This window comes from Brevundimonas sp. TWP2-3-4b1 (assembly GCF_049897665.1).
GTDB lineage: Bacteria > Pseudomonadota > Alphaproteobacteria > Caulobacterales > Caulobacteraceae > Brevundimonas > Brevundimonas subvibrioides_B.
In genome coordinates this window covers 45227-65861 of record NZ_JAFCWQ010000005.1, presented here as the reverse complement: position 1 = coordinate 65861, position 20635 = coordinate 45227, and the positions used below count along the sequence as shown (strand labels likewise).

The 20635-nt window shown below is 66.2% G+C and carries 24 protein-coding genes; 3 read left to right on the top strand and 21 right to left on the bottom strand.

Annotated elements, in window-relative coordinates:
• The first annotated feature begins 49 nt into the window (after nucleotides 1-49).
• Complete coding sequence (locus tag ACP7A5_RS05725) at nucleotides 50-232, top strand: DUF3606 domain-containing protein (RefSeq protein WP_131251093.1); 183 nt, start codon at nucleotides 50-52, stop codon at nucleotides 230-232.
• A gap of 13 nt (nucleotides 233-245) precedes the next feature.
• Here ACP7A5_RS05725 and lpdA read toward each other — a convergent pair whose 3' ends face one another.
• From lpdA to ACP7A5_RS05665, 12 genes are all read right to left on the bottom strand, one after another.
• Nucleotides 246-1652 carry a dihydrolipoyl dehydrogenase gene (lpdA, locus tag ACP7A5_RS05720; protein WP_426041005.1) on the bottom strand — a complete coding sequence of 469 codons (1407 nt, stop codon included), beginning with the start codon at nucleotides 1650-1652 and terminating at the stop codon, nucleotides 246-248.
• Nucleotides 1653-1654: 2 nt separating this feature from the next.
• The gene (locus ACP7A5_RS05715) at nucleotides 1655-2137 is read right to left on the bottom strand and encodes a glutathione peroxidase (RefSeq protein WP_426041004.1); all 483 of its coding nucleotides are present in this window, start codon (nucleotides 2135-2137) and stop codon (nucleotides 1655-1657) included.
• 4 nt (nucleotides 2138-2141) lie between these two features.
• Nucleotides 2142-3410 (bottom strand): pyruvate dehydrogenase complex dihydrolipoamide acetyltransferase, encoded by a 1269-nt coding sequence (locus ACP7A5_RS05710; RefSeq protein ID WP_426041003.1) that lies wholly within the window; start codon nucleotides 3408-3410, stop codon nucleotides 2142-2144.
• Entirely contained in the window at nucleotides 3407-3715 is a 309-nt protein-coding gene (locus tag ACP7A5_RS05705) for a DUF5076 domain-containing protein (protein WP_426041002.1), read from the bottom strand. Before ACP7A5_RS05705 ends, ACP7A5_RS05710 begins: the two co-directional genes overlap by 4 nt.
• Nucleotides 3712-5109, bottom strand: a complete 1398-nt coding sequence (locus ACP7A5_RS05700; RefSeq protein ID WP_426041001.1) for a pyruvate dehydrogenase complex E1 component subunit beta — start codon at nucleotides 5107-5109, stop codon at nucleotides 3712-3714. Before ACP7A5_RS05700 ends, ACP7A5_RS05705 begins: the two co-directional genes overlap by 4 nt.
• Nucleotides 5109-5681 carry a hypothetical protein gene (locus ACP7A5_RS05695; protein WP_426041000.1) on the bottom strand — a complete coding sequence of 191 codons (573 nt, stop codon included), beginning with the start codon at nucleotides 5679-5681 and terminating at the stop codon, nucleotides 5109-5111. Before ACP7A5_RS05695 ends, ACP7A5_RS05700 begins: the two co-directional genes overlap by 1 nt.
• A 2-nt stretch (nucleotides 5682-5683) precedes the next feature.
• On the bottom strand, nucleotides 5684-6712 hold the full coding sequence (gene pdhA, locus ACP7A5_RS05690; protein WP_426040999.1) for a pyruvate dehydrogenase (acetyl-transferring) E1 component subunit alpha: 1029 nt from the start codon (nucleotides 6710-6712) through the stop codon (nucleotides 5684-5686).
• 124 nt (nucleotides 6713-6836) lie between these two features.
• Nucleotides 6837-7154: an FtsB family cell division protein gene (locus ACP7A5_RS05685; protein ID WP_426041097.1), complete on the bottom strand. Its 318-nt coding sequence runs from the start codon at nucleotides 7152-7154 to the stop codon at nucleotides 6837-6839.
• A gap of 306 nt (nucleotides 7155-7460) precedes the next feature.
• Entirely contained in the window at nucleotides 7461-8738 is a 1278-nt protein-coding gene (eno, locus tag ACP7A5_RS05680) for a phosphopyruvate hydratase (protein ID WP_426040998.1), read from the bottom strand.
• Between the two features lie 99 nt (nucleotides 8739-8837).
• On the bottom strand, nucleotides 8838-9452 hold the full coding sequence (locus tag ACP7A5_RS05675) for a hypothetical protein (RefSeq protein WP_426040997.1): 615 nt from the start codon (nucleotides 9450-9452) through the stop codon (nucleotides 8838-8840).
• Between the two features lie 118 nt (nucleotides 9453-9570).
• A complete protein-coding gene (gene rpmF, locus ACP7A5_RS05670; protein WP_029416334.1) occupies nucleotides 9571-9753 on the bottom strand; it encodes a 50S ribosomal protein L32 in 183 nt (60 codons plus the stop codon).
• A gap of 122 nt (nucleotides 9754-9875) precedes the next feature.
• Nucleotides 9876-10394 (bottom strand): GNAT family N-acetyltransferase, encoded by a 519-nt coding sequence (locus ACP7A5_RS05665; RefSeq protein ID WP_426040996.1) that lies wholly within the window; start codon nucleotides 10392-10394, stop codon nucleotides 9876-9878.
• A gap of 45 nt (nucleotides 10395-10439) precedes the next feature.
• On the opposite strand from ACP7A5_RS05665, the gene ACP7A5_RS05660 reads away from it, so the two are divergent.
• Nucleotides 10440-10781, top strand: coding sequence for a hypothetical protein (locus ACP7A5_RS05660; RefSeq protein ID WP_426040995.1), 342 nt, complete (start codon nucleotides 10440-10442; stop codon nucleotides 10779-10781).
• On the opposite strand, the gene ACP7A5_RS05655 is transcribed toward ACP7A5_RS05660, so the two are convergent.
• The 8 genes from ACP7A5_RS05655 to ACP7A5_RS05620 all read right to left on the bottom strand — a co-directional run bounded on the left by ACP7A5_RS05655 (nucleotide 10782) and on the right by ACP7A5_RS05620 (nucleotide 17614).
• A complete protein-coding gene (locus ACP7A5_RS05655; RefSeq protein WP_426040994.1) occupies nucleotides 10782-11312 on the bottom strand; it encodes a GNAT family N-acetyltransferase in 531 nt (176 codons plus the stop codon).
• Entirely contained in the window at nucleotides 11305-12420 is a 1116-nt protein-coding gene (locus tag ACP7A5_RS05650; RefSeq protein ID WP_426040993.1) for an NAD(P)/FAD-dependent oxidoreductase, read from the bottom strand. Before ACP7A5_RS05650 ends, ACP7A5_RS05655 begins: the two co-directional genes overlap by 8 nt.
• Entirely contained in the window at nucleotides 12417-12872 is a 456-nt protein-coding gene (locus ACP7A5_RS05645) for a type II toxin-antitoxin system RatA family toxin (protein WP_426040992.1), read from the bottom strand. The genes ACP7A5_RS05650 and ACP7A5_RS05645 overlap by 4 nt, the downstream gene beginning before the upstream one ends.
• Nucleotides 12873-12879: 7 nt before the next feature.
• Nucleotides 12880-13842, bottom strand: coding sequence for a lipoyl synthase (gene lipA / locus ACP7A5_RS05640; RefSeq protein ID WP_426040991.1), 963 nt, complete (start codon nucleotides 13840-13842; stop codon nucleotides 12880-12882).
• 299 nt (nucleotides 13843-14141) lie between these two features.
• Entirely contained in the window at nucleotides 14142-14609 is a 468-nt protein-coding gene (locus ACP7A5_RS05635; protein WP_426040990.1) for a hypothetical protein, read from the bottom strand.
• A 245-nt stretch (nucleotides 14610-14854) separates the two neighbouring features.
• Entirely contained in the window at nucleotides 14855-15442 is a 588-nt protein-coding gene (locus ACP7A5_RS05630) for a hypothetical protein (RefSeq protein WP_426040989.1), read from the bottom strand.
• 375 nt (nucleotides 15443-15817) lie between these two features.
• Nucleotides 15818-17011, bottom strand: coding sequence for a hypothetical protein (locus ACP7A5_RS05625; protein WP_426040988.1), 1194 nt, complete (start codon nucleotides 17009-17011; stop codon nucleotides 15818-15820).
• Nucleotides 17012-17041: 30 nt separating this feature from the next.
• On the bottom strand, nucleotides 17042-17614 hold the full coding sequence (locus ACP7A5_RS05620; RefSeq protein ID WP_426040987.1) for a hypothetical protein: 573 nt from the start codon (nucleotides 17612-17614) through the stop codon (nucleotides 17042-17044).
• A 336-nt stretch (nucleotides 17615-17950) separates the two neighbouring features.
• Here ACP7A5_RS05620 and ACP7A5_RS05615 point away from each other — a divergent pair, with 336 nt between their 5' ends.
• On the top strand, nucleotides 17951-19507 hold the full coding sequence (locus ACP7A5_RS05615) for an AMP-binding protein (RefSeq protein ID WP_426040986.1): 1557 nt from the start codon (nucleotides 17951-17953) through the stop codon (nucleotides 19505-19507).
• 364 nt (nucleotides 19508-19871) lie between these two features.
• On the opposite strand, the gene ygiD is transcribed toward ACP7A5_RS05615, so the two are convergent.
• A complete protein-coding gene (ygiD, locus tag ACP7A5_RS05610; RefSeq protein WP_426040985.1) occupies nucleotides 19872-20627 on the bottom strand; it encodes a 4,5-DOPA dioxygenase extradiol in 756 nt (251 codons plus the stop codon).
• Nucleotides 20628-20635 lie beyond the last annotated feature (8 nt).

Here is a 20635-nt window from a genome sequence, read left to right as displayed (position 1 = left end):
ACATAGAATTTCGCATAATATATCTTAGGCGCAAACAGGAAACACCCTCATGGCCGGTCTCAAGGACAAACGCGGCTTCATAGACAAGGACCGTCTCGACCTCTCCGAGCGTCAGGCCGTGGAATACTGGATGAAGCGCTGGGGCGTGACCCGCGACCAGATCAGCGCCGCCCACCGCAAGGCCGGACGCATGGTCAAGGACATCGCGGCCGAGCTCGGCAAGAAGCGCTGAGGTCTCCTCGCGCCTACAGGTGGATCGTCCGCCCGTAGGCGTCCAGCGCCGCCTCGTGCATGGCCTCCGACATGGTCGGGTGCGGATAGACGATGCCGTGGATGTCTTCCTCGGTCGCTTCCATGGTGATGGCGGTGACATAGCCCTGGATCATCTCCGTGACCTCGTGGCCGATCATATGGGCGCCGATCAGGGCGCCGGTCTTCGCATCGAAGATCACCTTGACGAAGCCGTCCACCTCGCCCGCCGCCACGGCCTTGCCGTTCACCCGGAACGGGAAGCGGCCGATCCTGACCTCGCGCTTGGCCTCGCGGGCGCCCTGTTCCGTGATCCCGACCGAGGCGACCTGGGGCTGGGCATAGGTGCAGCCGGCGATCGGCGAGACGACGTTCGGCGTCTTGTAGCCGGCGATGTATTCGGCGGCGTGGATGCCTTCGTGGCTGGCCTTGTGGGCGAGCCAGGGCGCGCCGGCGCAGTCGCCGATGGCGTAGAGCCCCTTCACGTTCGTGGCGCAGTGGCCGTCGATGGTGATGTGGCCGCGGTCCATGTTGACGCCCAGCGCCTCCAGACCGATGCCGTCGGTGTTGGCGGTGATGCCGACCGCCGAGATACAGACCTCGGCCTCCAGGGTCTCGGCCTTGCCGGCGGTCTCGATGGCGACCTGGACCCCCTTCCCGCCTTTGGACACCCTGGTGACCTTGCAGCCGAGGCGGAACTTGATGCCGCGCTTCTCGAACGACTTCTGGGCGGCCTTGGAGACCTCTTCGTCCTCGACCGGCATGATCCGGTCGACCGCTTCCACGACCGTAACTTCAGCGCCCAGGGCCCTGTAGAAGCTGCCGAATTCGATGCCGATGGCGCCCGAGCCGATGACGATGATCGAGGCGGGCATGGTCTTGGGCGCCAGGGCCTCGCGATAGGCCCAGATTTTGTCGCCGTCGGCTTCCAGTCCGATCTGCGGGATGGCCCTGGCGCGGGCTCCGACGGCCAGCATGACCGCCTTGGCCTCGACCGTGCGCGATCCGCCGGCCTTCAGAGCGATGACCACCTTGGGAGCGGCTGCGCCCTTCTCCAGCTTCGCCGACCCCTCGATGACCTCGATCTTGTTCTTCTTCATCAGGAAGGTGATGCCCTTGCTCATCGTCGCCGCCACGCCGCGTGAGCGCTGGATGATGGCGTCGAAATCGAAGGTCGCGCCCGATGCCGACAGGCCGTACTCCTTCAGGTGCGACAGGCTCTCGAACTTCTCACCCGACTTGAGCAGGGCCTTTGTGGGGATACAGCCCCAGTTCAGGCAGATGCCGCCCAGGTTCTCGCGCTCGACGATGGCGACCTTCTGGCCCAGCTGGCTGGCGCGGATCGCGGCCACATAGCCCCCGGGGCCCGAACCAATGACGATGAGATCGAATTCAACGGCCATGATCAGAGCACCTTATCGATATCGGCCTTGATGGCCTCGGGTTCGACCTGGGGGGCGAAGCGGGCGACCACCCTGCCCTCGCGGTCGGTCAGGAATTTGGTGAAGTTCCACTTCACATCGCGGCTGCCGAGGAAGCCGCGCTTCTGGCGCGTCAGCCAGTCATAGAGCGGATGCCGCCTCGGCCCGTTGACCTCGACCTTGTCGAACATCGGGAAGCTGACATCGAAGGTCGAACTGCAGAAAGACGCGATCTCCGCCGCCCGGCCAGGCTCCTGCGCGCCGAACTGGTTGCAGGGAAAGCCCAGCACCTCGAACGGTTGGTCGGCATACTGGCGATGCAGGGCCTCGAGCCCGGCGTACTGGCCGGTAAAACCGCATTTCGACGCGGTGTTGACGATCAGCAGCGCGTGCCCCCGAAACCGGTCCAGCGGAATCTCTGTCCCGTCGATTCCGGTGGCGGTGAAGTCATAGACCGACGCCGTCATCGCCCTAGGCCAGCATGGTGACGGGGTCTTCGATCAGCGGCTTGAACGCCTGCAGGAAGCGGGCGCCGGTCGCGCCGTCGACGACGCGGTGATCGCAGGTGACGGTGACCGTCATTACGGTCGCCACGGTCAGCTGGCCGTTCTTCACGACCGCACGCTGCTCGCCAGCGCCGACGCTCATGATCGCGCCCTGGGGCTCGTTGATGATCGAGCTGAAGGCCTTGATCCCGAACATGCCGAGGTTCGAGACGCTGAAGGTGCCGCCCTGGAATTCCTCGGGCTTCAGCTTCTTCTCACGGGCCCGTTTGGCCAGATCCTTCGACTCTACAGCGATCTGCGACAGGGACTTGGTCTCGGCTTTGAAGATGATCGGGGTGATCAGGCCGCCATCGATCGCCACCGCCATCGCCACGTCGGCGTTGTGGTGCAGGGCGATGCCTTCCGGCGAATAGCTGGCGTTGGCCTCCGGCACCGCCTTCAGGGCCATGGCGGCGGCCTTGATGACGAAGTCGTTGACCGAGACCTTCACGCCGCTCTTCTCGAGCAGGGAGTTGATCGTGGCGCGGGCCGCCAGCAGGGCGTCGATCTCGACGTCGATGAACAGCGGGAAGTGCGGCACGTTTTGCACCGCGCCGACCATGCGGCGGGCGACGGCCTTCTTCATCCCGTCCAGCGGGATCAGGTCGTAGCTGCCGTCCGGAATGCCCATGTCGGCGAGCGACTGGACCTTGCGGGTTTCGAGGCCTGAGGCTGCGGTCGCCGTCGCGGGCGCAGCGGCCGTGCGGGCGCCGCCCTTTCCGGCGGCCTCCACGTCGGACTTGACGATACGGCCGTGCGGGCCGGATCCCTTCAGCGTCGCGATGTCGAGACCGGCGTCCCTGGCCAGACGACGCGCCAGGGGCGAGGCGAAAACGCGCTCGCCGGATTTCTGGGCAGGTGCAGCGGCGGGAGGGGCCTTGACCGGAGGGGCGTCCGCCTTCGGGGTCTCGGCCGTGGCGGGTTCGGCAGACTTAGGCGCGGGAGCGGCCGCGCCACCCTCCTCCGCCAGCCGCGCGATCACGGCGTTGACCTTCACGCCTTCGGCCCCTTCGGCCACGAGTATCTCGGTGATCGTGCCCTCGTCGACGGCCTCGACCTCCATCGTGGCCTTGTCGGTCTCGATCTCGGCGATCACGTCGCCGGCCTTGACGACATCGCCGACCTTGACGTGCCATTTGGCCAGAACGCCCTCTTCCATGGTGGGCGACAGGGCGGGCATCAGGATGTCGGTCATGCTTCGCTCTTGGTCTCGGCGATGGTCTGATAGCCGGGGCCGCCCAGGGCGGATTCCAGCCCGGCCAGCACCTGGCGGTAGGTCTCGTCCTCATCCAGCCCCTTGGCCGCATGATAGACGTGGGCGACGTTCCGGGCCGCGATGGCCAGGATGCTTCCATAGGCCCGGGGGTCCTCGAAAGCCGGCTTGATCGCCATCACGGGTTCGCCGCGCGACCACCAGAAGCGCAGCATCTCGACCGCATCGGGGTCGGAGGCCACGCTGTCCGGGACCGTCAGCTGGAACTCGGACGGCTCGTCGGTCACGCCATCACCGCCTTGACGGCCGCGACAATCTTGTCGACGCCGGGCAGCGAAAGCACTTCCAGGTTGGCGGCATAGGGCAGCGGCACGTCTTCCTGGTGCACCCGCATCGGTGGCGCGTCCAGATAGTCGAAGGCATGCTCGATCACCCGGGCCACGACCTCGGCGCCGACGCCCATCGGACCCCAGCCTTCCTCGGCCGAGACCAGTCGGCTGGTCTTCCTGACGCTGGCGACGATGGTCTCGTGATCCAGCGGACGCAGGGTGCGCAGGTCGACGACCTCGCAGGAGATGCCCTCGGCCTCCAGCTGCTCGGCCGCCTGAAGGGCGAAGCCGACCATGCGGGCATGGGCCGTGATGGTCACGTCCGTCCCCTCGCGGCGGACCTTGGCCTTGCCGATCGGGACCAGCCAGTCCTCGACATCGGGCACATCGAACTCGATCCCGTACATCATCTCGTGCTCGAGGAAGACGACGGGGTTCGGGTCGCGGATGGCCGATTTCAGCAGGCCCTTGGCGTCGGCGGCGTCATAGGGCGCGACGACCTTCAGGCCCGGAATCTGGGCGTACCAGGCCGAATAGTCCTGGCTGTGCTGGGCGCCGACGCGGCTGGCGGCGCCGTTCGGACCGCGGAACACGATGGGGGCGCGGATCTGTCCGCCCGACATGTAGAGGGTCTTGGCCGCCGAGTTGATGATGTGGTCGATCGCCTGCATGGCGAAGTTGAAGGTCATGAACTCGACGATCGGCTTCAGACCCGCCATGGCGGCGCCGACGCCCAGGCCCGCGAAACCGTGCTCGGTGATCGGGGTGTCGACCACGCGACGGTCCCCGAACTCCTGAAGCAGCTCGCGCGAGACCTTGTAGGCCCCCTGGTACTGGGCGACTTCCTCGCCGATCAGGAAGACGGCCTCGTCGCGGCGCATCTCTTCGGCCATGGCGTCACGCAGGGCGTCGCGCACGGTCGTCTTTATCAGTTTGGCGTCGGCGGGGATTTCCGGATCGCGCAGTTCGACCTTCGGGGCGGCGGACTTGCCCCCCTCCCCGGCTTCGCTGGTACTCCCTCCGGCGGGGGGAGATTGCGCCACAGATTGTCCCCCCGCAGGGGGGGGCGAAGCCTGCAAGGCAGGGTTCGAGGGGGGACTTGCCGCAGCGCCGGCCTCACCGGCCATACGGGCGATCGGCGTGTTCACCTTCACGCCCTCGGAGCCTTCAGCCACCAGGATTTCGGCGATCTCGCCCTCGTCGACGGCCTCGACCTCCATCGTGGCCTTGTCGGTCTCGATCTCGGCGATCACGTCGCCCGCCTTGACCACGTCGCCCGCCTTCACGTGCCACTTGGTCAGATTGCCCTCTTCCATCGTCGGAGAGAGGGCCGGCATCAGGATATCGGTCATTAGCTAGCCTTCCACGCCGCCGCGCGCGCGGGACAAAGGATTTCAAACATCGCCGTCACTGGATATTCGCCGCCGGCGTTGCCCAGAGCCTGGCCGCCCTCCGGATTTATGAAGACTGGATACAGGGTCGCGCTGCTTTCGTATCGCTTCTCGGTCCCGGTCAGCCGGAAGTCGCCCCAGTCGCTGCTGCTCAGCGTCCCGGCGACACAATCAGCGCTGGCCGTGTGCTCGCCCGTCCCCCCTTCCGCCGTTTCCGATGCCAGGGTCGAGCTGACGCATTCGCCGACGGAACTGCGGGCGCTGTCGCCATTGGGGTCGCGCTCGCAGAATTCCTGCGCATCGGCCTGGGCAACCCGGCCGCTCATGGAGGCGTCAGCCGTATCCACGCCTGTCAGGCTGGTCAGTGTCGCGTTCACCTGTACCGGATGGATGGGCATCGAGCCCGCCTTGAACGCAGGCGCCGGGGCGGCGGCGGCGGCTGCGGTCGCTGTGTCGGCCTTCTCGGCCGGAGCCTGCTGGCTGCAACCGCCAAGCAGGGCCGCGACGCAAGTGAGGGTCAGGACAGTCCGCACGCTCACGCCTCCAGATAGACGTCGGTGTAGAGCTCGGAGGGATCCGGCTCCGGACTCTCCTGGGCGAACTGGACCGCCTCGGCGACGATCTGCTTGATCTCGGCGTCGATGGCCTTGAGCTCGTCCTCGGTGGCCCTGGCCTGTTCGAGCAGCATCTTGACGTGGTCGATCGGGTCGCGGGTCTTCTTGACCTCGTCGACCTCGTCCTTGGACCGGTATTTGGCCGGATCCGACATCGAGTGACCGCGATAGCGATAGGTCTTCACCTCAAGGATGAAGGGACCGCCGCCCTCCCGGGCTCGCTTCACGGCGCGTTCGACCGCGTCTTTGACCGCCAGCACATCCATGCCGTCGACCTGTTCGCCCGGAATGCCGAAGCTCGAGCCGCGCATATAGAGCTCGGTCGTCGAGGACGAGCGCTCGATGCTCGTGCCCATGGCGTACTGGTTGTTCTCGATGATGTAGATGGCTGGCAGCTTCCACAGCTGAGCCATGTTGAAGCTCTCGTAGACCTGACCCTGGTTCGAGGCGCCGTCGCCGAAATAGATGAAGGCGACCGAATCATCACCGCGGTATTTGCCCGCGAAGGCCAGGCCGGTTCCGAGCGCCACCTGGGCGCCCACGATGCCGTGACCGCCGTAGAAGCCGGTCGGGACGTCGAACATGTGCATCGACCCGCCCTTGCCCTTGGACGAGCCGCCCGAGCGACCGGTCAGCTCGGCCATGACCGCTTTCGGGTCCATGCCGGCGGCCAGCATGTGGCCGTGGTCGCGATAGCCGGTGATGATCTTGTCATGGCCCTGCCTGACGCTCTCCTGAACGCCGACGGCCACGGCCTCCTGGCCGATGTAGAGGTGGCAGAAGCCGCCGATCAGACCCATGCCGTACAACTGTCCCGCCCGCTCCTCGAAGCGGCGGATCAGGACCATCTCGCGATAGTACCTGAGCAGGTCCTCCTTGGACGCCGTCGGCGCGTTAGGGATTTTAGCGGACCCTTTGGAATCCGTGGTCTTCTGGGCGGCTCTCGCCATCCGGCATCTCCCGGGTGAGCCCATGGCGAAACGCGCCGTTCGGGCCTCTTGTCGTTACGGAAAGCGGCTGTAGCAGCCTTCCTTCCCCAAACGCAAAGCACGCTACCCGGGCTGTAACAAGAGTTCAGGAGACGGCTTCACTCGCTGCGGTCGGCGTGACGGCGACAGTGCGCACGACATAGTCGCGCGGATCGCTGAAACCGAGCACGGCGCGGGCCCGCTCCTCGAGCAGATCACGCGACAGGCTGCCCGTACGCAGATAGCGCACGCGGATCTCCAGGTCGGCGCGCTGCTCGGTCAGGGCGGTGAGTTGCGCCTCGCGCTGGTCCAGCCGTGCATCGCGGGCGGCGCCGCTGAGCAGACCTCGCTCCCCCGTCAGCGCCTGAACTCCCAGGTATATGACGAGCAAAAAGAGGAAGGCAGACAGCGAGTAGGGCTTCATCCGTTCGGGCAATACGAACGCTCCTTCTGAGCGTGGTCACACAGTTGAGCGTTTGTGACCGGAAATGCCTAACAAACCCTAGCTGTGCCGTAGAATTACGTAGATTCGCGGGAGCCTGTGAGTTGCGCCCTCCACCGTGCACCCCAGCGAAGCCTAGGGTCCAGATCACACGCCTTGATGGCCGGGATATCGAGGCTCGACGGCGACATCCACTGCGGTGTCCGCCAACTGCACCCCAGCCCTCGCTGAGGTGCACAGAGATTGGATGGTCGGGACGGACGCAACAGCGCCCGCCCCTCCCGCGGCCTATTTCAGCAGCATTCCGTCGCCGTAGTAGCTGGCCTGATCCCCCAGAAGTTCCTCGATGCGCAGCAGCTGGTTGTACTTGGCCGTGCGGTCGGACCGGGCCAGCGAGCCCGTTTTGATCTGTCCGCAGTTGGTGGCCACGGCCAGGTCGGCGATGGTCGAATCCTCGGTCTCGCCCGAGCGGTGGCTCATCACGGCGGTATAGCCGGCACGGTGGGCCATATCGACGGCGTCCAGGGTCTCTGAGAGGGTGCCGATCTGGTTGACCTTGATCAGGATGGAGTTGGCCAGGCCTTCGCCGATGCCGGCGGCCAGGCGCGCCGGGTTGGTGACGAACAGATCGTCGCCGACGATCTGGACCCGCTCGCCCAAGGCATCTGTCAGCAACTTCCAGCCCTCAAAGTCATCCTCGGAACAGCCGTCCTCGATCGAGACGATAGGGAAGCGTTCGCACAGGTCGGCGAGGTAGGCGACCATCCCCTCCCCGTCCAGAATCTTGCCCTCTCCGGCCATGTTGTAGGCGCCGTCCTTGAAGAATTCCGTCGCGGCGACGTCGAGTCCGAGATGGAAATCCTCACCGGCCAGATAGCCGGCCGCCTGACCCGCCTTGGTAATGAAGCTCAGGGCCTCCTCGGCCGAGGCCAGGTTTGGGGCGAAGCCGCCCTCGTCGCCGACGTTGGTGTTGTGGCCGGCGTCCTTCAGCTGCTTCCGCAGCGCGTGGAAGATCTCCGAGCCCATGCGCAGACCTTCCGAGAAGCTCTCGGCGCCGGTTGGCAGGATCATGAACTCCTGGATGTCGATCGGATTGTCGGCGTGGGCGCCGCCGTTGATGATGTTCATCATCGGGGTCGGCAGCACGCGGGCCGAGATGCCGCCGACATAACGGAACAGCGGCAGACCAACGGAGATGGCGCTGGCCTTGGCGACCGCCAGCGACACGCCGAGGATGGCGTTGGCGCCGAGGCGGGCCTTGTTCTCGGTGCCGTCCAGGGTGATCAGGGCCTCGTCGATACGCCGCTGATCCTCGGCGTCCATGCCGGACAGGGCGTCGAAGATCTCGCCGTTGACCGCGTCCACCGCGTTCTGGACGCCCTTGCCGCCCCAGCGGTCCTTGTCGCCGTCTCGAAGCTCGACCGCCTCGTGCGCGCCGGTCGAGGCTCCCGAAGGCACCGCCGCGCGGCCAAAGCTGCCGTCATCCAGAACCACATCCACCTCGACCGTGGGGTTGCCCCGGCTGTCGAGAATCTGGCGGGCGACGATGTCGGCGATGTCGGTCATGGGAGCCTTCGAGGTGCGAGGGAGAGCAGGCGTCGGGGTTTAGCCCGACGCCTGCGAATCGCCAAGGCGCGCGGACCTCCAGGTCCGGCGCTCCAAGGGTTAAGAGCAGCCTTCGACCAGCTGGATGTCCGGCCCGCCGACGTGGACGATCTGGACCCTGCCCTCGCCGTTGATCTCGTAGCGAACGCCGCGCGCGGCGACGTCCTGGACAAAGGCGCCGGCTGTCGCCGGACCGCCCGTGGCCCAGACAAAAATGTCCTCCGCCGGCGGCGCGGAATATTTGTGCGGCTGAGCCACGGCCAGGGGACCGTAGGCGGCCTTGATGGCGGCGGCCGTGTCTCCGACGCCGAACCCGCGATCCGTCTTCAGCGTCGAGGGCGAGGCCACGGAAATGCGGGTCAGGACGCCATCCTGGATCATGACCAGCACGCCCTCGGGCGCGCGGGTCGGACGCCACTGGTCGCAGACCTCGGGCTCGGCGCTGCCGGCCGAGTTCGGATCGCTGTCGTCGCCCAGGGCCGTGACGACCTCGGCGCGGGTCATGCCGATGAGCAGGGGGCCATAGCCGCCGGCCGTCAGGGCGTTGGGGGCTGGCGCCGTCGGCGGGGTTGCGGCGGGGGTTTCAGGCGCAGCGGCAGGCTCGGTCGCATCCGGCTGGCTGCAGGCGGCGAGCAACAGGGCGACGGCGGCGGTGGCGGAAAGGGTGCGGATCACGGGGGCGCTCCTCGTTGGATGAGAGGCCATAAACGCACGAAAACGGCGCGCGGGTGAACCGCGCGCCGCAAACTTCACCGTTTCGTCATGAGACCGGAGCGCGATCCCGCGTCGAAAACTAGTCTTCCTTGGGCGTCAGGACCTGGCGACCGCGATAGGTGCCGGTCTTCAGGTCGATGTGGTGCGAACGACGCAGCTCACCCGTGTCCTTGTCCTCGGTGTACGGGTTCGTGCCCAGGGCGTCGTGGGCGCGGCGCATGTTGCGACGCGAGGGCGATACTTTGCGCTTAGGAACGGCCATGTCCGTCTCGATCTCGTATACGGCGCCGGTTCCCGCAGGGGCCTGACGCAAAAAACAGAAGCGGCGGCCCCTCGAAAGAGCCGCCAGCGAGCGCGGGCTTATGCCTCAAGCCGGACGGAAGTTCAACCCTCCTGACGCGTCTGCCAGCGAGACCGTTCAAGGCTGTAGTAGAGGCTGTCCATCCACTGGCCGCCGATATGCCAGGTGGCCTTCGCTTCGCCGGTCCCAACGAAGCCGAGCCGCTCCAGCAGCCGGATCGACGCCGCATTGTTCGGGTCGACGTCGGCGTTCAGGGTGCCGAGGTCCGTCGCGACGAACACATGGTCGATCACGGCGCTCAGGGCCTCGCTCGCGAATCCCCGTCCCCAGACCTCGGGATGCAGGATGTAGCCCACGTCGGGCGCCTTCCAGCAGCCGGCCTTGCCGATGACGCGCCCCTCATGTTCGACGACAAAATCCGCCGCGCCCGCCGCCGTATTGGCGATCATCGCGTCCAGCCAGGCGCGCGACTGTTCGATGTCGTCATGCGGCGGGGTCGACCACCAGCGCATGGCCTCCCGGTGCGACAGGACGGCGTGGATGGTGTCCAGATCCTCCGGGCGGGCGGGACGAAGCCTCAGCCGGGACGTGGTGATCTCCATGCCGCGAGCCTTGCCGTATCCGGCTTGACCGCGTCAAATGCCGCCATGACCGAGCCCGACGCCCCTCGCCCGCCCCGCAACAAGACGCTGCGGCTGTGGCTGATCATCGGTTCGATCGTCGCCGTGCTCGCGATCATCCCGGTCGGCGTGATGGGGATGATGTCCGTAATGGCCACCGACGCGGGCGTGAACACGATGATCTATGTCTTCATCTTCACGATGATGACCTTCCCGCTGGCCATCATTTTGGGGCCGGTCCTCGGCTGGATCGCCTATTGGCTAAGGTACGAGCGGCTATCGTGGATCCTGCTGTTCTCGCCGTTCGCCTGGGTTGTCGCCCTGATCATCATCTTCAGCCTCGGCTTCGGCCAGCCGAACCCGATCTGATCAGGCCAGCGCCTTCTCCATGACGACGAAATACAGGTCGTCGCGCAGCGCCGTGCCCAGCCGCAGGTTGCCGTAGTCGAAGGCGAGGGTTCGGCCGGTGTCGGCGTAACCCAGCCGCGCGTACCAGGCGATCAGAGTGTCGCGCTGGGGAAAGACGGAAATCCGAATCAGCCGCGCCCCGAATCGCTGCGCCATCGCGTCTTCCGCCGCCGCGACCATCCGCCGGCCCAGACCCGAAGCCTGCCGCGTCGGGCTGACCGACAGCATGCCGAAATACCCGGCTCCGTCCGGTTGCCGCTGGATGCGGATGCAGGCCAGCAGATCCTCGCCGTCCCAAGCCGTCAGCATCGCCTGTTCCGGATCGGCGACAATCTCTGCGAGCTCGTCCGGATCGGTGCGCTGTCCGGTCAGGAGATCGGCCTCAGTGGTCCAGCCCGCGCGCGAGCTCTCGCCGCGATAGGCGCTCTCCACCAGGGCGTGCAGCGCGGGGATGTCGCCGGGGGCAGCGTCTCTGACGATCGTCTCAGTCATGGCTCAACATATCCGCGACTGCTTCGCCGATGGCCAGCGCGCTGGTCAGGCCCGGGCTCTCGATGCCGAACAGGGCGACCAGACCGTCGATGCCGTGATCGTCGCGCCCGCGCAGCTGGAAGTCCGGCTGGTGCTCGCCGGCCCCATGCAGTTTCGGCCGGATGCCGGCATAGTCGGGCGTCAGGGCGCCGTCCGGCAGCCCCGGCCAGAAGCGGCGGATATAGGTCGCGAACCCCTCGGCCCGAGCCGGATCGACGGAATAGTCCTCGGTCTCGACGTATTCGAGGTCCGGCCCGAACACCGCCTGCCCGCCCAGGTCCTTGCGGTAGTGGGTGCCCAGCGCCCCCGCGATCGGCGGCGGATAGATCAGCCGCTCGAACGGCGCCCTGCCCGTCAGCCGGAAATAGACGCCCTTGCCCAAATGCCCCTTGGGGATGTGGTCGGCCGGGAAGCCTTCGATCCGCCCCGCGACCTCCTGCGACGACAACCCGGGCGCGGTGACCAGCAGGCGACAGGTCAGGGTCGCGCCGCCTTTCCCGCCGGCCGTTATCGTGAACCCGCCGCCCGGCAGGGGCGCGGCGCGCTCGAACGGCGTCGAGACCACGACCGATCCGCCGCCGTCCGCGATCTCCCCCTCCAGCGACAGCATATAGTCGTGGCTGGCGAACACGCCGCTCTCGGGCGACAGGATGGCGGCGTGGGCGTTCAGCTCGGGCTCCATCGCCCGGGCCTGTTCACCTGACAAGTGCTCAAGACCCTCGACGCCATTGGTTGTCGCCTGGACGAAGATCGTCTCGATCAGCCCGACCTCGTCTCCTTGAGTCGCCACCACCAGCTTGCCGCATTTGCGGTGGTCGATCTTGCGCGTCTCCAGATAGGCGTAGAGCGCGCGTCGACCCTCGACACAGAACTTCGCCTTCAGCGACCCGGTCGGATAGTAGAGCCCGCCATGGATGACCTCGGAGTTCCGCGAGGACACGCCCTGGCCGATGTGCGGCTCCTTCTCGAGCACGAGCACGCTCAGCCCCCGCTTCGACAACGTCCGCCCGCAGGCCAGGCCGACGGCCCCTGCCCCCACCACGACCGCGTCGAAGTCGAAATCCGTCATTCGGGTTTTCCGTAGCGCCGCGCCGCCTCTTCCTCGAAACTGCCGATCAAGGAAGACACCGCGCGATCGAAATTGGCCTGGAGTGCGGCGTTGAGCAGCGGCGACTTGAAGGCGAAGTCGATCATGAACTCCAGCCGTGTTCCCTCTGGAATCGCTTGGAAGTTCCAGCGATTTTTGAGGTGCCGGAACGGCCCGCGCAGCAGTCCCACTTCGACCGACGGCGCATTCTTGTCGTGCCGCACCCAGGTCGCGAACCGCTCCTTCAGGAACGAGAATCCGACGGCCGCCTCTGCGTCCAGCAGGGACACGCCGGGGCTTTCCTCACGCCGGTTCCACACCCGCATGGCGCTGACCCATTTCACGAAGCGCGGATAGGCCTCCACGTCCGCCACCAGATCGGCGAGCTGGGCGGGCGTATAGGGCAGGACTCGGGTGACGCGGTGGACGGCCAAAAGGTCGTCAGCGTCCCGTTTGCGCCAGACGCGCCGCCTTCAGCCGGGCGAAGTCGTCGCCGGCGTGGTGCGACGAGCGCGTCAGCGGCGACGACGACACCATCAGGAAGCCCTTGGCCCGGGCGATCGCCTCATAGGCCTTGAACTCTTCGGGCGTGACGAACCGGTCGATGGCGGCGTGTTTGCGCGTCGGCTGCAGGTACTGGCCGATGGTGATGAAGTCGACGCCGGCGGAGCGCATGTCGTCCATCACCTGCATGACCTCCTCCTTGGTCTCGCCCAGGCCGACCATGATGCCGGACTTGGTGAACTGGTTGGGATCGCGCTCCTTGACCATCTGCAGCAGGCGCAGGGAGTGGAAGTAGCGCGCCCCGGGCCGGATCTTCAGATACAGCCGCGGCACGGTCTCGAGGTTGTGGTTGAACACGTCGGGCGTCGAATCGATCACCACCTCGGCCGCCCCGTCCTTGCGCAGGAAGTCGGGCGTCAGGATCTCGATCGTCGTGTTGGGCGCCTGCAGGCGGATCTGGCGCACCACCTCGGCGAAGTGGGCCGCCCCGCCGTCGGAGACATCGTCCCGGTCCACCGAGGTGATCACCACATGGTTCAGACCCAGCTGCGACACGGCCAGCCCGACCTTGGCCGGCTCTTCCGGGTCCAGCGGCCGGGGCAGGCCCGTCTTGACGTTGCAGAAGGCGCAGGCCCGCGTGCAGGTGTCGCCCATGATCATCAGGGTGGCGTGCTTCTGGCTCCAGCATTCGCCGATGTTGGGACAGGCCGCCTCCTCGCAGACGGTGACCAGCCCCTTGGAGCGCACAATCTCCCGGGTCGCATTGTACTGACCCGATCCCGGTGCCTTGACCCTGAGCCAGTCAGGCTTGCGCAGCACAGCCGTTTCTGGCCGGTTCTGCTTTTCCGGGTGACGCAGGTCTGACGGCTTGCGCGTCAGGGTGTCGATGAGGGTGACCATCGAGGCGGGCCGGGCTCCAGGAACTTGAACAGGGTATGTCGTCGTTCCGTCAGCGGAAGGCAAGTCACGGCCTGTGACGGTGTGCGAGCGCGCCTCACTGACCCGGATGGACCCGCCCTTGAACATACTCGCTCAACGGCCGCTAAGGGTGGAAAGTGGACGCTGCCGTTGGTCAGGCGCGACCTTGCAGCCGCTCGCGTCGAAGTCCTGTTTGACACCTGACGGTAGTCGTAAATGCACCCTCCGAGATAACGAACTGCAGCCAGGCTTCCCGGTCGCGCCATCGTCCGAAAAACCCGTCAGACCCCGGGGAAGACCTCCGCGATCGAGATGTACTCGGGCAGTATGTAGACGATCCCCGCTGTGTCTCTGAAGGCCGGTACGATGATGTCCTCGTAGAAGGCAGCCGGGACGTTCACGCACCCGTAGGAGATCCGGTTGTCCTCGGAGGTCGGCGTGGTCAGCCGCTGCAGACGACGATCGGCCGGCCGGGCCGTTACGACGGGATGCAGAGAGAGCGCGCCAGCATAGTCTATCCAGAGTATGCTTTTCCCTGTCAGGTTCTCGCCGGTCGAGGCAACAAACCGCCCCGACGGCGTAATGCGTTCTTCCGGCGCAATGGCGGACAGGGGACGATCGCCGATCCCGGGCGGTGCGATGTCTCCTCGCGCCAGACCCAGAAGGACCGGTGCGGCCCCCAGCAGCAACCCGTCGCGGCTGAAGGCGAAGACCTGGGCGTTGACCTTGTCGACGAGGACAAAGGGCAAGCCCTGATTGTCGCCGGTCTCAAGAACCCATGACTTCAACTGTTGAACGGCGGGCGAGGCCCCCCGTTCGACGGCGTCCACCTGGACCGGTGCAGGGTGCTGTCGTGCAGCCGCCGTGGAGGAGACGGCGAAGATGAGCCCAAGAGCCAGTCCAGCGGCGCCTATCCCTCGCCGGAGCATACCGTTCCTGGCGGGGGGCCTGCCCGTCGGCGCGGTTGTCCGTACGCGGGCCTCGGCCGTCACAGTCAGTTACGATCCTGTTTGGGGGGATAGACCGGAACGGGCGGCGGAGGGGGTGGCGACACCCTTGACGAAAGCACAACGGCTTCGCCCACCGGCGGCGGAGCTGTCTCGTGGGCCGGCATCCGCACACCACTGTCGCCGTCGACAGGCGTGCAGGCCGGACCTTCGGTGCAGTCCGAGAAATGCACTTCAGGCGGCTCGACCATGATTTCCGACGGACGGACATGGACCTCTGGACGTTGAACGTAGATCTGGGCCGGGGCGATGCGGATCGGCGGAGCATCCACATGGACCGGCGGGCCGTCGATATAGATGGTGGGGCCGGCGACGTTGATCGGGCGGCCGATCACGCGAACGCCGGGCGACGAGACGTGAATGGCGGGCCCCGGATTGTTGATCGGCGGGCCCCAGCCCCCCGGTCCCGGCCAGCCTGCGCCGCCACCGGTCCACGGGCCGTAGAAGTCGACGACGCGCGTGCACGAGCAGGGCACGTCGCCGTAATGTGGTGCTTCGGCACAGCCATGGCCGTCAGCCGGCGCTGCGGCGCCGGAGATCAGCATGGCGGCCACGATTGAAGTGATCGGGTCCATTCAGTCAGCTGCCCTCTTACGTCCCTGCGAGACTACACTTTTCCCCTGGCAGGTGAACCCTGACGAGAGGTCGGCGGCCCGCCTGATCACGGTTATATTAACCATTTTCGACTGTCTACCGCCCGAGCCTAAGCTTGCGCCCACATATCCCATGAACCCCAGGCGGCTGATTACCCTGCCGGAGCGCGAGGCTTAGCGGTGGGCTGGCAGCACGGAAGCAAGCGGTCGATGGAATTCGAGCGCTCGACTACTCGAACGTCCTCCACGGGTCGATTTCGGCCCCTAGCCCCCCACCGGAAAGCGGACGGGCCAGACATCACCTACGGGTGGAGAGCGGTCGCTCGGGAGGAAGGTGGAGCGCCCGCGGCCCGGTGTTCAGAAAGCGGCCATCGGCTTGGATCGAGCCCGGCTGAGACGGGGAGAGGCAAGGCGTTTGATCTCGGCCTCGAGACGATCGATCTCAAGCGCGTGGATATCCATACCAATGCGCTGCGCGGCGCCCGCCAAGGCTTCGCGCTCATCAGGTCGGTAATCCTCGCCGGACGGTTTGGCGCCAATGAGGACGAAGCCGCGAACTTCGGTTCGCAGGGTCATGGGCAGGGCCAAAACGGCGTCGAGCGTCTCCGGCAAGTCATCGTGCAGCGCCTCGCGATCGGCCCTTAGGCGCACCATCAGCGAATGGTCGGCCTCGACATGTGGGGGCAGGCCGTGGCCCAATCGGAGAACGGCGGACCCGTCGGCAACCACACCATAGAACCCGGCCCGGGCCCCGCCGGTGTATCGCGTGAACTCCGCGAGCGCTGCCCTACTAAGCGCGTCGGCGCGCGTCACGTAGGCGGCGTCCTTGAGGAAGCGGCTGAGCCGGGCGTCATTGTCGCGCCACGAGCGAAAAAAGAGCGTCTCCACGCCCTTCTCGACCCAGTCGCGCAGTTTGTGGAACACGACGAAGAGGCCGAAGGCGATGCCGGCGCTCGTCAGGATATTAGCCTCGCGCATCCCTGCCGGCACGATCTGCTCGGCACCCCACTCCAGGAAAAAGAAGGCGAGCAGCAGAGTGGTCGACAGGACACCGTAGATCAGGGTGCGGTTCACAGCGAAGCCGAGGTCCACGACGCGATGGCGAAGCATCGCATAAAGAAAGACGCCTACGCCGGTCGCAGAAATCACTAGCCGCAGGGTTGCGAGGGGGTTGCCGAAGGAGAAGTCATTGCCACCCATATTGATGATGAAGCCGATGAAGCTGTCCCCGACAAAATAGAGGCCGAGCGCTGCCGCGAGGAACCCGAGGCGGGTGCGGTCCTGGGCGATCGTTTCTCGAGCCGCTTGGACGAGCAGGCCGCAAGCGACGATGGGGCCGCTCCAGTGCAGAAGGCTTAGGAAAGCCAAGTGACCGAACACCGGGACTTCCCGGAAGGCATACTCCCTGTAGATGTCCGCGAGCCAAGCTGCGGCGTGCGTCGCAAGATAGACTGCAAACACAACCCGCCAAGCGGTCGTCACCGGGCGTCCTGTAACGACGGCGCGTTGCATCAAGGCGAAAGCGAGAATGCCCGTCGGCGCCAAGATCATGAGCAGCGACCAGAACTGGCTAATCGGAAATCAGGGGGCCACAAGGTTCTCCCATTCGTAGGGAAACGATCCCGGCATCCCCATCGCCACCATGGTGGCACCGAGGAGCACGGCGGATGCCTGCCGCGCCCGGGTAGCGATCAGACCGCCAGCCAACACCATAAATATCGCGAGCACGGCGCTCGCGAGCGATGCAGAGGACCTCGGCGACGTCTCCGCCGGCGGCATCCGGATGAAGGCGTGTGTGGATCGCCCATCTCGCAGGATCGACAGGCCCACGGACTCTTCACTCCGGAAAGCAGAGCGGTGAAGATCGCGTGGACGGTCGAAGCGGATTGCGTCGCCGACCCGAACACCTGATGTATGGAGAAGGTGCCCGGGCGCGGCCTCGACCACGTGCACGTATCCAGAAGGGGCAGTGTAGTCGGCAAGATCGACGTTGCCCGCTAGATAGGCGTAGCTGAGACCGGTGTTGATGGGCAGCGCGCCGAGCGCGAAGATCGTGCCGTGGGCCCCCACGATGGTCGCCAGGGCCAGCACTAACGCTTTCCACCGCCGGAGGCCGGGTGAAGTCTTCTCCTTCCGCCAGTTGTCGCCGCGCATACCGCCCCCGATACCCCACGAGAGCACTGTTACGGCGAAGCTGCCGTAGTGGAAAGGATCTGCTGCGTTTCAGCCGCGGATCTCTCGCTGGTTGAATCCCCGAGGGTAAACCGGAGGAGAGGTCTGAGATCCGCTCGCGGAATGAACGTCCGCCATGGGTCGAAAGCGGAAGTTGGCCCGAGCGTGGGATCGGCGCCCGTCAAACATTAAGGCCGACAGCTGGCGCGCCCAAAGCCTCACGCCGCGTAACGCATCTTTTCATCGTGGCGGCGCTTAACTAGTTTGCGCGCCTGACAGTGAGGGGGCGGCGACAATGCCCTCCGGAGGAGACGCGTATTGTTTAGGCCCGGCCTCGACCCATCGGCAGGCGACGAATCCCTGTTCGACGCCCTGATCGCCGCCCGCGCCCGCTATGGCGACAAGGAGATACTGGAGGACCAGGACCGCAAGCCCCTCACCTACACCGGCCTGATCCGGGCGGCCTTCGTTCTCGGGCGCAAGATCGCGGCCATGACCCAGCCAGCCGAGCGGGTCGGCATCCTGCTGCCGTCGTCGATGGGGGTGGTTGTGACCTTCTTCGGCCTGCACGCCTTCGGGCGGGTGCCGGTGATGCTGAACTTCACCTCCGGCCAGCGGAATCTGAAGGCGGCCATCGATGCGGCAGGGGTCAGGAAAATCCTCTGCGCCCGTCGCTTCGTCGAACAGGCCAAACTTGAGGACCTGATTGCGCAGCTGGGCGCGATCGCCGAGATCGTCTGGCTCGACGATGTGCGCGAGAGCATCGGCCTGCAGGACAAGCTGTTCGGCCTGATGGCCGGCCTGATGCCCAAACGCTTCCGCGTCACCGTCCAGCCCGATGATCCGGGCGTGGTCCTGTTCACCTCGGGCAGTTTCGGCGCCCCCAAGGGTGTGCTGCTGAGCCAGAAGAACCTCGTCGCCAACGCGCGTCAGGTGAATGCCCACATACCGCTCGATCCGAACTGGGTGATGTTCAATCCCCTGCCGACCTTCCACTGCTTCGGCCTGACCGGGGGCGTCATCCTGCCCATCCTGAACGGTCTGAAGACCTTCCAGTACCCCTCCCCGCTACACGGCAAGCAGATCGTGGCCCTGCTGGCCGAGGTCAACGCGTCGATCCTGTTCGCGACGGACACCTTCCTGAACCAGTGGGCGCGCGTGGCCTCGCCCGACGACTTCCGCACCCTGCAGTTCGTGGTCGCCGGCGCCGAACGGGTCCGCGACGAGACCCACCACCTGTTCAACACCAAATTCGGCGGCGTGAAACTGCTCGAAGGCTACGGCGCGACCGAGGCCGCGCCCGTGGTCGCCGTGAACCACCCCGATCGCAACCGGCCCGGCACTGTCGGCCAGCTGTTGCCCGGCATGGAGGCGCGACTGGAGGCGGTGGAAGGGATCACCGAGGGCCGGCGCCTGTTCCTGCGCGGCCCCAACGTCATGGCCGGCTACATGTCGCCCGAGGATCCGACGAAGATCGACCCGCTGGCGGGCGGCTGGCACGACACCGGCGACATCGTCGACATCGACGAGGAGGGCTATATCGCCATCCTCGGCCGGGTGAAGCGGTTCGCCAAGATCGGCGGCGAGATGGTCTCCCTGAGCGCGGTGGAGGGTCTGGTCCAGTCCGTCTGGCCCGAGCAACGCCATGCCGTCATAGCGATCGCCGACAGCCGCAAGGGCGAAAAGCTGGTCTTGGTCACCGAGCGCAGCGACGCCGACGTGGGCAAGATCGCCGAATGGGCGCGCAAACACGGCGCGCCGGAACTGGCCGTACCCAAGAAGATCGTCAGGGTGCGCGAGTTACCCGTGCTCGGAACCGGCAAGACGGACTATGTCGCGATCCAGTCGCTGGTCGATCTGGCCGAGGCGGCCTGATCGGCCAGACCTCGGCCTAAGAATATTTTCCGCCTCGGTCTTGCGAGGCCGATTGCCGACGACCATGTGTCGATCGGGTCTTTGACAACCAGAGCAGAGATTTGTTTGGGCTTCGCATAATCGAGTCCGCCGGACTCATCGAGACGCGACGAGCGATTGAATTTGCAGCGGCGACTGGTCGGTTTGTCCGTCTTGTCAGGGTGTTTTTTCGTCCGGACAATCCACCCCTCTCCCCGTGCACCCCGGCGAAGGCCGGGGTCCAGATGGCAAACGCGGAGGCTCGCGCATGAGGCCGGCGCTCAGGTCCCGGCCGACTGAACCCGTGATCTGGACCCCGGCCTTCGCCGGGGTGCACGGATGAGGATCAGCCGATCCGCACGCCCGTCATCGAGATCGAGCCGCCCTCGATCACGTCGTTGAAGAAGGCGACCGGTTCGCCCGGCTCGGCCTGGGCGGCGACGTAGAGCAGCGGCAGATAGTGTTCATCGGTCGGCACGCTCAGTTGCGCGTCCTCGGCCAGATCTAGCCAGTCGATCAGCGCGTCATGGTCGCCGCGCACGAAGGCCGACTTCACCGCCGCGTTGAAGCGGGTCGCCCACGGCCAGGCGTCGCCGCCGTCCCGCTTCCAGTTCCGCAGATTGTGGACGAAGTCGCCGCTGCCGGCGATGACATAGCCCTCGTCGCGCAGGGGCTTCAGTCCCTTCGCCAGCTCATAGTGCTGGCGGGCCGTCAGGTCGCGATTGAGCGATAACTGCACGACCGGCACATCGGCCTCGGGCCAGACGTGGGTCAGCACCGACCAGGTTCCGTGATCCAGCCCCCATGTCTTGACGGGCTGGGCTCCCACCAGCTCAGCGACCCGCCGCGCCAGCTCCGGCGACCCCGGCGCGGGATACTGCATCGCATGCAGTTCCGGGCCGAAGTTACCGAAATCGTGTATGGTTTCAGGCCGCTCCTGCGCCGTCACGCCGAGCCCGCGCGTCTCCCAGTGGGCTGAGGCCATGACCACGCCCTTCGGCTTGCCGATGGTCTCGCCGACCGCGCGCCAGACGTCCGCATAGGGACCGCCCAAGGCGTTCATCGGCGAACCGTGGCCAAAGAAGACGGCGGGCTGGCGCATGGCGACGG